The organism is Burkholderia sp. A9, from assembly GCF_000801975.1.
This window is the reverse complement of the sequence record NZ_JSZN01000003.1, coordinates 172,219-185,478: the sequence shown is the minus strand read 5'-3', so window position 1 is coordinate 185,478 and position 13,260 is coordinate 172,219. Positions and strand designations below refer to the sequence as shown.

Below are 13,260 nucleotides of genomic sequence, written 5' to 3'. Positions count from 1 at the left end.
GGACGGCGTCATCGTGGCAGCCGCGATGAACCGCGGCGTGGCATCCCATCAATCCCAATGATGATGATGGTGGTAATACCCGCCACCACCGTAATACCCACCGCCATCAGGCACCACGATACATCCGCTCAACAACGCGGCCACGCTGGCAATCAGCAAAAGGGTTTTCTTCATCGCGTTCACCTGCTCGGATTCGACATGAATCGAGCATAGCGAGCACCCTCAACACCGGCTGTAAGCGATCGTTTCCCTGATCCGTAATCCGTAACGGCGGATTATTCCGGTCACAATGTCCGTAACAAATCCCCAATCCGCAGATGTTTTCAGGCGATGACGACCCGGTTTCGCCCGGCATCCTTCGCGCGGTACAGCGCGGCATCGGCCGCTTCGATCAACGCGTCGGGCGTCGACAGGTCATCGGCCGACACGGTCGCGCACCCGACGCTCACGCTCAAGCGGCTCGCCGGAGCAGGCATCGCGAGATCGAGTCGCAGCACCGCTTCGCGCGCTTCCTCGGCCACGACCCGCGCACCACGCGCGCCGGTGTTCGGCAGCACGATCGCAAACTCCTCGCCGCCGTAGCGCGCGACGATATCGGCGGGCCGCCGCACCGCGCTAGCCAGCGCATTCGCGACCGCGATCAGGCACGCATCGCCCTTCACGTGACCGAACGCGTCGTTGTAGGCCTTGAAGTGATCGACGTCGACCATCAGCAGCGACAACGGCTCGCCCTGGCGCCGCGCCTGCAGGAACAGCGTATGGAAGTGATCGTTGAAGTGACTGCGGTTGAACGCGCCGGTCAGCCCGTCGCGTGCGGAAGAGCGAACCAGTGTCGCGTGCGCCTCGAACAGTTGCTGATACAGCTTCGTCACTTCCCACGCGAGTACGCACACGAGCACGCCGGGCGTGAACATGCTGAACACGCGCGCGAGATACCAGCCGACCGTGAAGCGGTTCGTGGTCAGCAGGTTCAACGTCGTGTCGGTGAGGCACGCGAGCACCGCGATCGCGAGCCACAGGTCGAGCGTCGTGCGCAGCCGGCCGGCGGCCAGCACCGCACCCAGCGCGAGCGCATTGAGGATCCACACGACCAGCGCGATCTCGTTGACGGGCAGTGCGGCCGTGTCGCCAGGCGGTTGGAATGCGGGCGGCAGCGCCACGTTCAGCGCGAGCACGCAGAGCAGCGCGGCCGCGACGGCCGGGCCGCCGACCAGCCCGATCACCCACCAGCGCGTCTGCATCGTGCCGACGGGCGTACGCGTGAGCCGCTCGCGCGCGAGCAGCGCGGCCATCACGAAGCACGGAAAACCGGCATGCCAGAAGACCCACATCCACGCGGCGCTTTGCGGCCGCGCGCCGAGCAGCCCGTGCGGCGCGAACACGCCGGGAAAGGTGAGCAACTGCAGCGCCACGGCGAGCGCGGTGAACGCATAGGCGCCGCCGAGCGCACCGAGCACCGGCTGGCGCGTCACGGTGAACTGCGCGCCGAGGAAGAACGCGGCGATGCTCGCGGTGGTGAACACGGTCAGCGCGCACATCGGCATGAACGGCTCGACGGCCGGCAGCGCGACGTTCGCGTGCGGCACGGCGATCCCGAGTGCGAGCACGATGACGAGCGCCGTCAGCGCGCCGAACCATAGCTGACGACGCGACGTGTGCTGAATCAGGATACCTTCCATGGATTCCCCCGGGCGCTCGTGCGAAAACGCCCGGTCTTGGCGCCGGGCGGCATGCATCGGGCCGCAGCGTGACCGGTGCGGCCCGATCCTATCGTGTTATTCGCGTGCGCTCAAATACCCAGGCCGGGGCCGAAGTTGCCGGCGACCCAGCGCGTGACGGCATCGACGTCCGCGTAGTCCTGTTCGGGCAAGCCGTCGAGCATCGACAGCACTTCGTTGCTGGCGCCGGCGTCGCGCGCGGCGTCGACGATCGCGTCCTTGTTCGCCGGGTAGCGGACGGCCGCCAGCACGTCGGCGATCTGCAGGTCGATCGTTTCGCCAGGAATGTCGTGCGCAGGGGGCGCGGGTTTGTCGTTCACGTCGGCGTCTCGCGGGTTGAGCGGGAATCGGTTCGAAACGGAGGCGGTTACATGAGTCAGGCGGTGATCGGCTCAGTGCTCGCGCCGCACACGGCGCCACGGATGCTTCCAGTCGATATGCGGTGCGTTTTCGTCGCGCGGATGCTGGCGCCGATGTTCCTGCCACAGTTCGTCGGAGAACAGCGCAGCCACGATCACGAGTGGCAGCACGAGGAAAATTCCGAGTATGACTTGCTCGATCACGATAGCCTCCTTGCGGTGGCAGGAACCCTTGCTCCCATTCTAGGCTCTGAACTTCGCCCGCGGTCAACTTCTTGCCGCGCGGAACGGGCCGGCTTCGCGGCAGCGCCGCGCGGGCGTCGCACCCGCACGCGGGCATCAAAAAGGACACGAACATGCAACTCCAGAACGACAAGCACACGCTCGCACTGAGGCCGCTGGAGCGCCAGGACCTGCGCTTCGTTCACGAACTGAACAACGACGCGAAGATCATGCGCTACTGGTTCGAGGAGCCGTACGAAACCTTCTCGGAGCTGTCGCAGCTGTATGACCGCCACGTGCACGACCAGCGCGAGCGCCGCTTCGTCGCGGTCAATCCGCAGGACGAACTGGTCGGTCTCGTCGAGCTGATCGAGCTCGACTACATCCATCGTCGCGGCGAATTCCAGATCATCATCGCGCCCCAATGCCAGGGGCGCGGCTATGCCGGCCAGGCGACGCGTCTCGCGATCGAGTACGCGTTCAAGGTATTGAACATGCGCAAGCTGTACCTGATCGTCGATACGTCGAATGCGGCGGCCATCCACGTGTACGAGAAATGCGGATTCCAGCACGAGGCCGAATTGAAGGAAGAATTTTTCGGAAACGGCGCGTATCACAACGCATATCGCATGTGCATCTTCCAGCGCGATTATTTCGAGCGCCCGCAATCGGCCTGAGTAACGCCGGGTAAAAACACCGACTAAAGAAACCCCGCGGCCCCGCTGCCGCGGGCACCGGGCGCATGCGGGAAAATACGGATAAATACGCACGCGCTTATACCTGGCATTTTTCTTGTATCAGGTAAATCCGGTCCCGCACTGCGGTAAATTCATATCGTTTCGGACGACTTTGTGTGCGGCGCGTCAAAATGGTCCCGATATTGAAATGAATTATCCAAACCGTTCAACTGGGACAGCGCAACTTTGCTGCAAGTCTTGCCGGACAACGCTTCGCGTCCGGCGGCGCGGGCTGGTCCGCTGGACGGCAGGCACCGCCGCGCGTGCGCGACACGCGAAAAACCGGCTGCGCGCAGGGTGCGACAATTCGCCGCTATTGCGATCGCACAACAAATGTGCTTGATATCGCTTGCCGGTCTTCTAAAGTGAAAAACGCGGGTTCACGATCATCTTTAAACACATAGCTAACCCAGCCTGGTGCCCGCAAGCCTGGAGACAGAACATGATGAAGCGAACCGGTGTCCTTGTTGCCCTTGTCGGCGCATTTTCCGTGGTCTCGATCGCCCAGGCGGGCGGCGATTCGGCTGTCCAGCCGAAGCAGGAAATCCAGCTGACGAAGAATGCGTGGGGCTGTCTGTCGAAAGACAATCTGGACTCCGTACTGAACCACGAGCGTGACGGCAAGTCGCAGGCGAAGCAGCAGTACTTCGACGACTACCGTTGCCTGTCGGTACCGGAAGGCCAGCGTTTCCGCGTGGTGTCGGTCGATCAGGGCGACGTGCAGTTCGTCAGCGCCGACAACAGCGACCAGCAGGGTCTCTGGACCGATTCGCGCTTCGTCAAGCAATAACCCGCACGCGCACCTCTCGCATCCGCGCACCGGCCCGACACGCCGGCGGCGCGTCCTGAACGCGGCCCGGCCGATGCCGGGCCGTTGTGCTGTGCTGCACAGATCATGCGCCGGGCGGCGCGCATTCGGTATCATCACGGCCCGACCGAACCGAATGCCCGCCCGGGCCGTATCCGCATGGCGCTGAAATCCACGATCTACAAAGCCGAGCTGCAAATCGCCGACATGGATCGGCACTATTACGCCGATCATGCGTTGACGGTCGCCCGTCACCCGTCGGAAACCGACGACCGGATGATGGTGCGCATCGTCGCGTTCGCGCTGTTCGCGCACGAGCGTCTCGAATTCTGCAAGGGGCTGTCGGACGTCGACGAACCCGATCTGTGGCAAAAGGACCTGACGGGCGCGATCGACGTGTGGATCGAGGCCGGCCAGCCCGACGAGCGGCGTATCTCGAAGGCCGCCGGCCGCGCCGGACAGGTCACGGTGATCGCATACGGCGGCAAGACCTCGGAGATCTGGTGGCAGGGCGTGCGCAGCAAGGTGGAGCGGCTGCGCAACGTGCAGGTGCTGTCGCTGGCCGACGGCGTCGCGGCCGCGCTCGCGCGCCTCGCCGAGCGCACGATGCGCCTGCAGTGCACGGTGCAGGACGGTACCGCATGGATCTCGAGCGCCGACCACGATCCGGTCGCGGTCGAGTGGACGGTCCTGAAGGCGCGCGCCGACGCGTGACGGCCGGCGCTCAGCCGAGCGCGGCGGGCGGCCCCTTGAATTCCAGCATGTTCCCTTCGGGATCGAACAGGTAGATCGACGGCCCGTAGCCGCCGGCGCCGTAGCGTTCGGCGGGGGCGCCAGGGCGCGCGCCATACGCGGCGAAATGCTCGATCAGCGCGTCGGGGTCGAACGGCTCGACGCGCAGGCACAGATGATCGAGGTTGCGTCCCGCGCCGGGCGGGCCGCTGTCGGGGCGGTCGATCGGACCGCCGACCGACAGCAGGTCGATCAGCGCATCGCCGGCGCGCAACTGCACGAGGCCCAGGTCGGGTTGTTCCTTCTCCACGTGGCAGCCGACGGCGTCGCAGTAAAAACGCGTCATCGCAGCCATGTCGGTCACGCGCAGCACGACGTGATCGATCGCGCGGATGGTCGGTTTCATGAGCGGGCACTCCTTCGCGGATAGCGTGCACCGAGTGTAGACCGCGCCGGCGACGCGCGCCGGAACGCGACACGATCGACGGACGAAAAAAAGCCCGTTCACGCAGAGCGGAACGGGCTTAATCCATATCAGGAGGAGACATGGAGGAGACAGTTCCAACTATACACACGGCGATGCTGCGTTGCAATATTCCGAGTGTAAAAAATCGTCAGGACGGCGATTTGTCGCAGCTGCACTGCAGCAAAACAGTGACGGAATCATGACGAAAGCGGTGCCGGAGCAGCACCCGCACGCGTTTTCGTCTGATAGATCGATTGCGATGCGTCCCCGGTTTCGCGGGCGCGAATCACAGAGCAAGATTCAGGGCGCGACGGCGCATGCCGATGTCTAGAGTAGGCACCATCTACACTAGAGAGTGCGAGGTTCAGATGAAAACCGCCTATCCGACCGATGATGCCCGCTGGGGCGCCGTGACCGCCCGCGATCCGCACGCGGACGGCGCGTTCTTCTATGCCGTACGCACGACCGGCGTGTTCTGTCGCCCGAGCTGCGCGTCGCGGCTGCCGCGGCGCGAGCATGTGTCCTTCTTTGCCGATCCAGCCGCCGCCCGCGCGGCCGGTTTCCGGCCCTGCAAGCGTTGCCAGCCGGAAGGGTTGCCGCGCGAGCTCGAGATCGTCAATCGCGCATGCGCGGTGCTCGACGCGCATGCCGAGCGGCTCACGTTGCAGCAGTTGAGCGACGCCGTGCACGTGAGCCCGTTCCACCTGCAGCGGCTGTTCAAGCGCGTGGTCGGCGTGTCGCCGCGGCAGTACCAGGCCGCGCAGCGCGGCGCCGCGCTGCGCGAGGCGCTGCAAAGCGGGCAGCCGGTCACGCAGGCGGCCGTCGACGCGGGTTTCAACTCACCGTCGCGGCTCTATGCATCGGTGCCGCGCGAACTGGGGATGGCGCCATCCGCGTTCCGCCGCCAGGGCGCCGGCTTGCGGATCGACTATGCGACCGCGTCGACGCCGCTCGGCACGGTGCTCGTCGCTGCGACCGAACAGGGCATTTGCCGGATCGCGTTCGGCGACGAGCCGGCGGCGCTCGTCGACGAGCTGAAGGACGCGTTCGCGCGCGCCGAGCTGGTCGAATCCGCCGCGCAGCTCGCGCCGTTCGTCGCGCAGATCCGCGCATACCTGGACGGCACGCGGCACGCGTTCGACCTGCCGCTCGACATTGCGCCGACCGCGTTCCAGCAGCGCGTCTGGGAGGCGTTGACGCATATCCCGTACGGCGAAACGCGCAGCTACTCGGAGATCGCCGAGGCGCTGGGCTCGCCGCGTGCGGTGCGGGCCGTCGCGTCGGCCTGCGCGTCGAACCCGGTCGCGCTCGCGATCCCGTGCCACCGTGTCGTGCAGAAGGGCGGTGCGCTCGCCGGATATCGCTGGGGTGTGCGCCGCAAGGCGACGCTGCTCGCGTCCGAGGCGCGCCACGTGCGCGACGATGAAAGCGAAGCCGTTGCGGAGGGAAACGCAGTTTGAGCATCGAAACGACCACGATCACGTCGATCGCGAACGGCGGCCAGGTGCCGCCGTCCGCGCAAATGGAGCTGCGCTTCAAGGCGCCGTACGACTGGGCGCGCGTGCTGCGCTTCTTCAGCGGGCGGGCGATTCCGGGCGTCGAGCAGGTCATCGACGGCGTCTATTGCCGTATCGTCGACCTGCACGGCGACGCGGGCCGGCTCACCGTCACGAAGCATCCGCGCCGGCATTGCCTGATCGCGACCGTCGAAGGTGCCGCCGCGCGCCATGTCGACGACGCATTCGCACGCCGTGTCGCGTCGATGTTCGATCTCGGCGCCGATCCGGCCGCGATCGGCGGCGGGCTCGCGCGCGACCCGTGGTTCGCGCCGCTCGTCGAGGCCGCGCCGGGGCTGCGGGTGCCCGGCGCATGGTCGGGGTTCGAGCTCGCGGTCCGGGCGATCGTCGGCCAGCAGGTGAGCGTGAAGGCAGCGACGACGATCGTCGGTCGGCTCGTCCAGCGGTCCGGCGAGCGCGTCGTGCACGACGACGGCATGGCGGCACCGGACGGCGCGCCCGCCTGGCGCTTTCCGACGCCGGACGCGCTCGCCGCATGCGACCTGGAGAAGATCGGGATGCCCGGCAAGCGGGCGGCGGCGCTGACCGGCATGGCGCGCGCGGTGGCGGCCGGCCACGTGCCGCTCGATCCCGCACATGCCGATCTCGGGACCTTGCGCCGCGCGTGGCTCGACCTGCCCGGCATCGGCCCGTGGACGGTCGAATACATCGCGATGCGCGCATGGCGTGACCCTGACGCCTGGCCGGCGTCCGACCTCGTGCTGATGCAGTCGATTACCGCGCGCGATCCGTCGCTCGACCGGCTCGCAAGCCAGAAGCGCCGCACCGAAGCGTGGCGGCCATGGCGCGCGTACGCGGCGCTTCATTTATGGAACGACGTCGCGGACCGGGCCGGCGGCGCGCGCGGCGGATGACGGCAGCGGTGGCTGGCTCGGCCGGTGCGACCGGGCGAGGCCGCGACGCGACCCGCGGAGGGCGCCGGTCCGGCAGCGATCGGTCGATCGTCCTCATGGTTGCGACGCTTGACGGCGATCAAACAAATCCGGCGTCCGCCGCCCCGGCGCACGGTCGGTTCAACCACGAAGGTGTTGAATAGCGCGTACTGCGGCGCGGGTTGCACCTGTCGTTGCGGCTTCGCGCACCGGTCACGTTCCATCCGACGAATTTCGCGCGCTCGCGGCATTCGTTGCCGCTGACCGCAGTCGGCAGCGCACGCGGCAATAGTCGTCATCGCCCCGCCCGGCGGACCGCTACGGCCTGCGCACGCGGCCCGGAGTCACCTCAAGCACGGGTTTCGGCGAGATGTTAAAGTGCCCGCTACCAACGAAGCGACCAATAATCCAGCCGGCCGCGCGCGGTATTCTGCGCGCGGCCGTCACGCACTTGCGTCTCCATGTCGAACACCATGACTCACCGCCAGTCCGAACGGCTGCTGAATCGTCTCGAAGCGCTGAGCTCGGGCCCGACGCGGCAGCGTCTGCCCGACGGCCTGCGCGGCATCGAAAAGGAAAGCCTGCGCGTGACGCGCGACGGGATGATTGCGTTCACGCCGCATCCGCGCGCACTCGGTTCGGCCCTCACGCACCCGTCATTGACGACCGACTATTCCGAAGCGCTGATCGAACTGATCACGCCGGCGGAAGCGGACGCGTCGATCACGCTCGAACGTCTCGACGATCTGCACCGCTACGTGTATGCGTCGCTCGGCGACGAGATGCTGTGGAACGACTCGATGCCGGGCCTGCTGCCGGCCGACGACGCCATTCCGATCGCCGACTACGGCACGTCGAACATCGGCCGCCTGAAGACGGTGTACCGTCGCGGCCTCGCGTATCGCTACGGCCGCACGATGCAGTGCATCGCCGGCATCCACTACAACTACTCGCTGCACGAGGAAGTGTGGCGGCGCCTGCATGCGGATGAAGGCTCGACGGCCACGCTCGTCGATTACCAGTCGGAGCGCTATCTCGCGCAGATCCGCAACTTCCGCCGTCGCAGCTGGCTGCTGATGTACCTGTTCGGCGCATCGCCCGCGCTCGACGCGAAATTCCTGCGCGGCAAGCCGCACACGCTCGACGTGTTCGATGCCGATACGCTGTATCGCCCGTATGCGACGAGCCTGCGGATGAGCGACCTCGGCTACTCGAACACGACCGCGCAGGCCGCGCTGCAGGTCGACTACAACACGCTGTCCGGTTATCTGGATGCGCTGTCGAAGGCGGTGAGCGAGCCGTATCCGGCGTACGAGGCGATCGGCACGCATCGCGACGGCGAGTGGATCCAGATCAACACGAACGTGCTGCAGATCGAGAACGAGTTCTACTCGACGATCCGGCCGAAACGCGTCACGTATTCGGGCGAGCGGCCGCTGCATGCGCTCGCGTCGCGCGGCGTGCAGTACATCGAAGTGCGCTGCCTCGACATCGATCCGTTCGAGCCGACCGGCATCGCGCTCGAGACCGCGCGTTTCATCGACGCATTCCTGCTCGCGTGTGCACTCGACGAGAGCCCCGTGCTCGATTGCGACGCGTACAAGGAAGCGAATGCGAACTTCGGCAGCGTGACGATGGAAGGGCGCATGCCCGGGCTCACGCTGACGCGCGACGGCCAGCCGGTTACGCTGCAGGCGTGGGCGGACGACCTGATGGCCGATATCGAAACCGTCGGGCGCCGTCTCGACGAGATCCGCGGCGGCGACGAGCATGCGCGCGCGATCGCCGCGCAGCGCGAGAAGCTCGCCGATCCGGAGCGCACGCCGTCGGCGCGCGTGCTGCGCACGATGCGCGAGAACGGCCAGTCGTTCCTCGCGTTCGCGCTTGCACACAGCGAAGCGCATGCCGCGCATTTCCGTGCGAACCCGCCGTCGGCGGAGACGATGCGCACCGAGCAAGCGCTCGCGGCAAAGTCGCTGGCCGAGCAGGCCGAGCTGGAAGCGAAGGAGGCCGGATCATTCGACGCGTTCGTCGCGGCCTATCGTGCGTACACGCTGAACCGCTTCAGCGTCTGACCGCCACTGCCCGCCGTGTGTCGCGCGGCGGGTATGCCGGCAGCGGGGCGGGTCGTCGCGCGTTCACGCGCCCGGCCCGGTCTCGCCCGCTTCAGTGATGGGCGTACGTGTCGCGGTCGACCACGGGCGGCAACGCCGGCTTCCCTGATTCCACGTTTGCGTGACCGGCGCTGCCGTAGCCGGTCGCGTCGCCGCGCGCCTGCGCGGCGCGCTGCATGATTGCCTGCATGTTTTGCGGAAAGTCGGGACTGCTCGCGAGGTTCGCCCGGTAGCCTGCCGCCTGCAGTTCCGAGAGTTCCTGGCGAACTTCCGCGCGCGTCAGCGTCGATGCGGCCTGGGCCTGGGCGGCGAACGCCGGGCCGATCAGCAGTAACGCGTACGCTGCAAGTTTCATCGCTTTCATCGTGTTTGCTCCGTGAGGTTCCGGAGCCGCGCCTTCGTCGGTGCGGGCGGAATCGATGGAGCCAGTCTAGGCTTCGGACGCCAAACGAAACACCCCGCTTGCCGTCAGTCACCTTTGTCGGCTGAGCAACATTGCGCCGGCGGCTTCCTGGCGCGCGGGTCAGCGGGGCGCCAGCCGCGGTTCATCGCTCGGCGGATGGCGTGTATCGGAGCCATGCGCATCGGGCTTGTCCCCCTTGTACAAGCGCGACGCGCCTCCTAACCTTTTTTAAGCGACCGATCGGTCGGCGCTGCGGTGTGGTTGCATGCGCAAGCGTCGAGCAGGTGTCGAGGTCGTGGAACGAAGGTTTGAACGGGACCGGGGCGTGCGTAGGCGCTGAAGCGCCAACAGCCTTGCATAGGGTGCGACCAGGCGCTGAAGCGCCAACCCCCACCGACCTCCGGCCGACCGCGAAGCATGGGATTGGAGTCAGCGCTAAGGCGCTTCAGCGCAAACTCCGATGCCGACAACGGAGACACGATGAATCCCACCGCAGCCCTGCCGCCCGGCATCCTGTTCGCGCAGCCGTTGACGCCCGTCGCCAACTCGCTGTTCCTGTCGTTCCTCGTCGCCGTGATCCCGATCGCGGTCGCACTGATCGCGCTGGGCGTGCTGCGCCGCCCTGCATGGCAGGCGTCGCTGGCCGGGCTCGTCACCGGCCTCGCGGTCGCGATCGGCGCATGGGGCATGCCGGCCGGCCTCGCGTTCAATGCGGTCGGCGCCGGCATGGCGCTCGCGGTCGTACCGGTGATGTGGATCGTCTTCAATGCGCTGCTGCTGTACAACATCGCGGTGAAGTCGGGCCGCTTCGACCAGTTCCGGCAGTGGATGCTCGACAACCTGCCCGACGACCGCCGCCTCGTGCTGCTCGTCGTCGCGTTCTCGTTCGGCTGCCTGCTCGAAGGGATCTCCGGCTTCGGCACGCCGGTCGCGATCACCAGCGCGCTGCTGATCGCGCTCGGCTTCCCCGCGCTCGAAGCGCTCACCTACACGCTGCTGTTCAACACGGCACCGGTCGCGTTCGGCGCGCTCGGCGTGCCGATCACCGTGCTCGGCGCGGTCACGTCGCTGCCGCCGGCGACGCTCGGCGCGATGGTCGGCCGCCAGCTGCCGTTCTTCGCGCTGCTGCTGCCGTTCTACGTGGTCGGCGCGTACGGCGGCCTGCGCTCGATCGCGAAACTGTGGCCCGCGCTGCTGGTGTCGGGCGGCAGCTTCGCGATCGCGCAGTTCGTCACGTCGAACTTCCTCGGCTACCAGCTCACCGACGTGCTGTCGTCGCTCACGTCGCTGATCGTCACGATCGGCTTCCTGCAGGTGTGGAAACCGCAACCCGATCCGCAGTACGCACTCGCGCGCAGCGTGCCCGCCACGGCCGGCGCCGCGCGCGCGGGCTTCGGCGGCTGGCTGCCGTGGCTCGTCGTATCGGTGATCGTGATCGTCTGGGTGCATGCGAACATCGCGGCGATCGGCGACGTCAAGATCAAGTGGCCGGGCCTGCACAACACGGTGTTCGTGTCGCTGTACCACAAGCCGTACGCGGCGATCTGGGACTTCCAGCCGCTCGGCACCGGCACCGCGATCCTCGTGTCGGCGATCATCACGGCCGTGCTGACGCGCACCGGCGTCGGCGCGTTCTTCGAATGCGTGGTCAAGACGTGGCGGCAAACATGGATCGCGATCGTCACGGTGATGATGATCGTCGGGCTCGCGTATCTGCTGAACTACTCGGGGATCAGCTACACGCTCGGCACCGGCGTCGCGTCGACCGGCGCGTTGTTCCCGCTGGTGTCGGCGTCGCTCGGCTGGATCGCGGTGTTCCTGTCCGGCAGCGACACGTCCGGCAATGCGCTGTTCGGCAACCTGCAGGTCGTCGCTGCCCGGCAGCTCGGCCTCGATCCGGTGCTGATGGCCGCGACCAATTCGTCGGGCGGCGTGATGGGCAAGATGATCTCGCCGCAGAACATCGCAACGGGCGTGTCGACGACCGACCTGAAGGGGCAGGAGGGCGTCGTGTTCGCGCGCACCTTCTGGCACAGCGTGATCCTCACGCTGCTGCTCGGCGTGCTCGTGTTCCTGCAGCAGCACGTGTTGACGTGGATGATTCCCGCGCTGCCGAAGTAACGCGTGGCGGGATGCGAGAAGGGCGGCGCGAGGAAAGCGACGACGGACGGTGCGGGAAAAGCGCCGGGAACGCCGCCGGGACATGCGCGAAACCGGTGAGCGCGCAGCGGCTCAGCGCGCGTTCACCTGCCGCATCGCGTCGCTCGCAGCGTGCTGCGCCGGCAGGATGCACGCGAGGAACGCATCGATCGCCGGGCTCTGGCGGCGCGCCTTCAGGTAGTACACGTATTCGTCGATCGTCGTGTCGACGCCGCGCAGCGCGAGGACGCGCAGGTCCGGATGGCGCTCGGCCTCGCCGCGCGGAAAGAGGCTGCCGCCGACCCCATGCAGGATCGCCTCGCGGATCGCTTCACGACTGCCGATCTCGGCGGCCGACGTGGCCGCGACGCCGGCCGCTGCGAGGATCGTCTCCGTACAGCGGCGCGTGACCGAGCCTTCCTCGCGGATCAGCAGCCGCACGTCGGCGAGCTGCGCGGCGTCGATCGCATCGAAGCGCGCGAGCGGATGGTCGCGATGCACGACGAGCACGAGCGGATCGGTCGAGATCACCTTGCGTTCGAGGCCGTCCGCGTCATTGCGCTGCGACGACACCGCGAGGTCGATGCGGAATTCTTGCAGCGCCTGCAGGATCTCCTCGGAATTGCCGATCCGGCACGTGAGTGCGATCGACGGATGCGCATGCGAGAAGCGGCCGACCGCGTCCATGATGTAGTACGGCCCCGTTGCGCCGATCCGCAGGTGTCCTTCGAACAGGCCGCCGACGTTGCGCAGCATGATGTCGGCCTGCGCCTCGAGCGCGATCATCTTCTCGACGAGCGGCAGCAGCTCGATGCCGGTCTCGGTGACCTCGAGCTTGCGGCCGCTGCGATAGAACAGCTCGACGCCGTACAGCTGCTCGACCTGCCGGATCTGCGCGGCGATCGTCGGCTGGCTGACGCCCAGGTGGCGCGCGGCGCGCGTGATGCTGCCCTGCCGGACGGTCGCGTGGAACGCCTTCAGCTGATCGAACACGACTCGGCTTCTCCCCCTCTTGATCGCGCGTCAGCGTAGCGCACGCGTGTGTCGGCCGGATGAAAGACGCGTCGTGCGCCGCTTCGAAAAAAAGCTGGGGGTGACCACAAGAAACCTGAT

The 13,260-nt window shown here is 67.0% G+C and carries 14 protein-coding genes; 7 read left to right on the top strand and 7 right to left on the bottom strand.

Annotation, left to right across the window (positions count from 1 at the left end):
* Positions 1-48: 48 nt before the first annotated feature.
* The 4 genes from PI86_RS17825 to PI86_RS17415 all read right to left on the bottom strand — a co-directional run bounded on the left by PI86_RS17825 (position 49) and on the right by PI86_RS17415 (position 2,281).
* Positions 49-174 (bottom strand): hypothetical protein, encoded by a 126-nt coding sequence (locus PI86_RS17825; RefSeq protein ID WP_268745853.1) that lies wholly within the window; start codon positions 172-174, stop codon positions 49-51.
* Between the two features lie 149 nt (positions 175-323).
* Positions 324-1,679, bottom strand: coding sequence for a sensor domain-containing diguanylate cyclase (locus tag PI86_RS01810; protein WP_039318123.1), 1,356 nt, complete (start codon positions 1,677-1,679; stop codon positions 324-326).
* Between the two features lie 110 nt (positions 1,680-1,789).
* Positions 1,790-2,038, bottom strand: a complete 249-nt coding sequence (locus tag PI86_RS01805) for a DUF2795 domain-containing protein (RefSeq protein WP_039318120.1) — start codon at positions 2,036-2,038, stop codon at positions 1,790-1,792.
* A gap of 72 nt (positions 2,039-2,110) precedes the next feature.
* Positions 2,111-2,281 carry a hypothetical protein gene (locus tag PI86_RS17415; protein ID WP_014895655.1) on the bottom strand — a complete coding sequence of 57 codons (171 nt, stop codon included), beginning with the start codon at positions 2,279-2,281 and terminating at the stop codon, positions 2,111-2,113.
* 152 nt (positions 2,282-2,433) lie between these two features.
* On the opposite strand from PI86_RS17415, the gene speG reads away from it, so the two are divergent.
* From speG to PI86_RS01785, 3 genes are all read left to right on the top strand, one after another.
* The gene (speG, locus tag PI86_RS01795) at positions 2,434-2,976 is read left to right on the top strand and encodes a spermidine N1-acetyltransferase (RefSeq protein WP_014895656.1); all 543 of its coding nucleotides are present in this window, start codon (positions 2,434-2,436) and stop codon (positions 2,974-2,976) included.
* Between the two features lie 502 nt (positions 2,977-3,478).
* A complete protein-coding gene (gene sap1, locus PI86_RS01790; protein ID WP_014895657.1) occupies positions 3,479-3,826 on the top strand; it encodes a surface attachment protein Sap1 in 348 nt (115 codons plus the stop codon).
* Between the two features lie 177 nt (positions 3,827-4,003).
* Positions 4,004-4,558 carry a YaeQ family protein gene (locus PI86_RS01785; protein ID WP_039318117.1) on the top strand — a complete coding sequence of 185 codons (555 nt, stop codon included), beginning with the start codon at positions 4,004-4,006 and terminating at the stop codon, positions 4,556-4,558.
* Between the two features lie 10 nt (positions 4,559-4,568).
* Here the strand turns inward: PI86_RS01785 and PI86_RS01780 are convergent, their stop codons facing one another.
* The gene (locus PI86_RS01780; RefSeq protein WP_039318115.1) at positions 4,569-4,982 is read right to left on the bottom strand and encodes a VOC family protein; all 414 of its coding nucleotides are present in this window, start codon (positions 4,980-4,982) and stop codon (positions 4,569-4,571) included.
* Positions 4,983-5,410: 428 nt separating this feature from the next.
* Here PI86_RS01780 and ada point away from each other — a divergent pair, with 428 nt between their 5' ends.
* The 3 genes from ada (at position 5,411) to gshA (ending at position 9,566) form a co-directional block, all read left to right on the top strand.
* Positions 5,411-6,502: a bifunctional DNA-binding transcriptional regulator/O6-methylguanine-DNA methyltransferase Ada gene (ada, locus tag PI86_RS01775; protein ID WP_039318112.1), complete on the top strand. Its 1,092-nt coding sequence runs from the start codon at positions 5,411-5,413 to the stop codon at positions 6,500-6,502.
* The gene (locus PI86_RS01770) at positions 6,499-7,473 is read left to right on the top strand and encodes a DNA-3-methyladenine glycosylase family protein (protein WP_039318108.1); all 975 of its coding nucleotides are present in this window, start codon (positions 6,499-6,501) and stop codon (positions 7,471-7,473) included. Before ada ends, PI86_RS01770 begins: the two co-directional genes overlap by 4 nt.
* Before the next feature lie 479 nt (positions 7,474-7,952).
* Positions 7,953-9,566, top strand: coding sequence for a glutamate--cysteine ligase (gene gshA / locus PI86_RS01765; protein ID WP_039318106.1), 1,614 nt, complete (start codon positions 7,953-7,955; stop codon positions 9,564-9,566).
* A 91-nt stretch (positions 9,567-9,657) separates the two neighbouring features.
* On the opposite strand, the gene PI86_RS01760 is transcribed toward gshA, so the two are convergent.
* A complete protein-coding gene (locus PI86_RS01760) occupies positions 9,658-9,969 on the bottom strand; it encodes a DUF4148 domain-containing protein (RefSeq protein WP_039318100.1) in 312 nt (103 codons plus the stop codon).
* Between the two features lie 519 nt (positions 9,970-10,488).
* On the opposite strand from PI86_RS01760, the gene PI86_RS01755 reads away from it, so the two are divergent.
* Positions 10,489-12,129, top strand: coding sequence for an L-lactate permease (locus PI86_RS01755; protein WP_014895665.1), 1,641 nt, complete (start codon positions 10,489-10,491; stop codon positions 12,127-12,129).
* Between the two features lie 111 nt (positions 12,130-12,240).
* Here the strand turns inward: PI86_RS01755 and PI86_RS01750 are convergent, their stop codons facing one another.
* Positions 12,241-13,140 carry a LysR family transcriptional regulator gene (locus PI86_RS01750; protein WP_039318096.1) on the bottom strand — a complete coding sequence of 300 codons (900 nt, stop codon included), beginning with the start codon at positions 13,138-13,140 and terminating at the stop codon, positions 12,241-12,243.
* Positions 13,141-13,260 lie beyond the last annotated feature (120 nt).

Coding starts and splice junctions, on each gene's coding strand:
- PI86_RS17825 (WP_268745853.1), bottom strand. CDS start 174: ATGAAGAAAACCCTTTTGCTGATTGCCAGCGTGGCCGCGTTGTTGAGC.
- PI86_RS01810 (WP_039318123.1), bottom strand. CDS start 1,679: ATGGAAGGTATCCTGATTCAGCACACGTCGCGTCGTCAGCTATGGTTC.
- speG (WP_014895656.1), top strand. CDS start 2,434: ATGCAACTCCAGAACGACAAGCACACGCTCGCACTGAGGCCGCTGGAG.
- sap1 (WP_014895657.1), top strand. CDS start 3,479: ATGATGAAGCGAACCGGTGTCCTTGTTGCCCTTGTCGGCGCATTTTCC.
- PI86_RS01785 (WP_039318117.1), top strand. CDS start 4,004: ATGGCGCTGAAATCCACGATCTACAAAGCCGAGCTGCAAATCGCCGAC.
- PI86_RS01780 (WP_039318115.1), bottom strand. CDS start 4,982: ATGAAACCGACCATCCGCGCGATCGATCACGTCGTGCTGCGCGTGACC.
- ada (WP_039318112.1), top strand. CDS start 5,411: ATGAAAACCGCCTATCCGACCGATGATGCCCGCTGGGGCGCCGTGACC.
- gshA (WP_039318106.1), top strand. CDS start 7,953: ATGTCGAACACCATGACTCACCGCCAGTCCGAACGGCTGCTGAATCGT.
- PI86_RS01760 (WP_039318100.1), bottom strand. CDS start 9,969: ATGAAAGCGATGAAACTTGCAGCGTACGCGTTACTGCTGATCGGCCCG.
- PI86_RS01755 (WP_014895665.1), top strand. CDS start 10,489: ATGAATCCCACCGCAGCCCTGCCGCCCGGCATCCTGTTCGCGCAGCCG.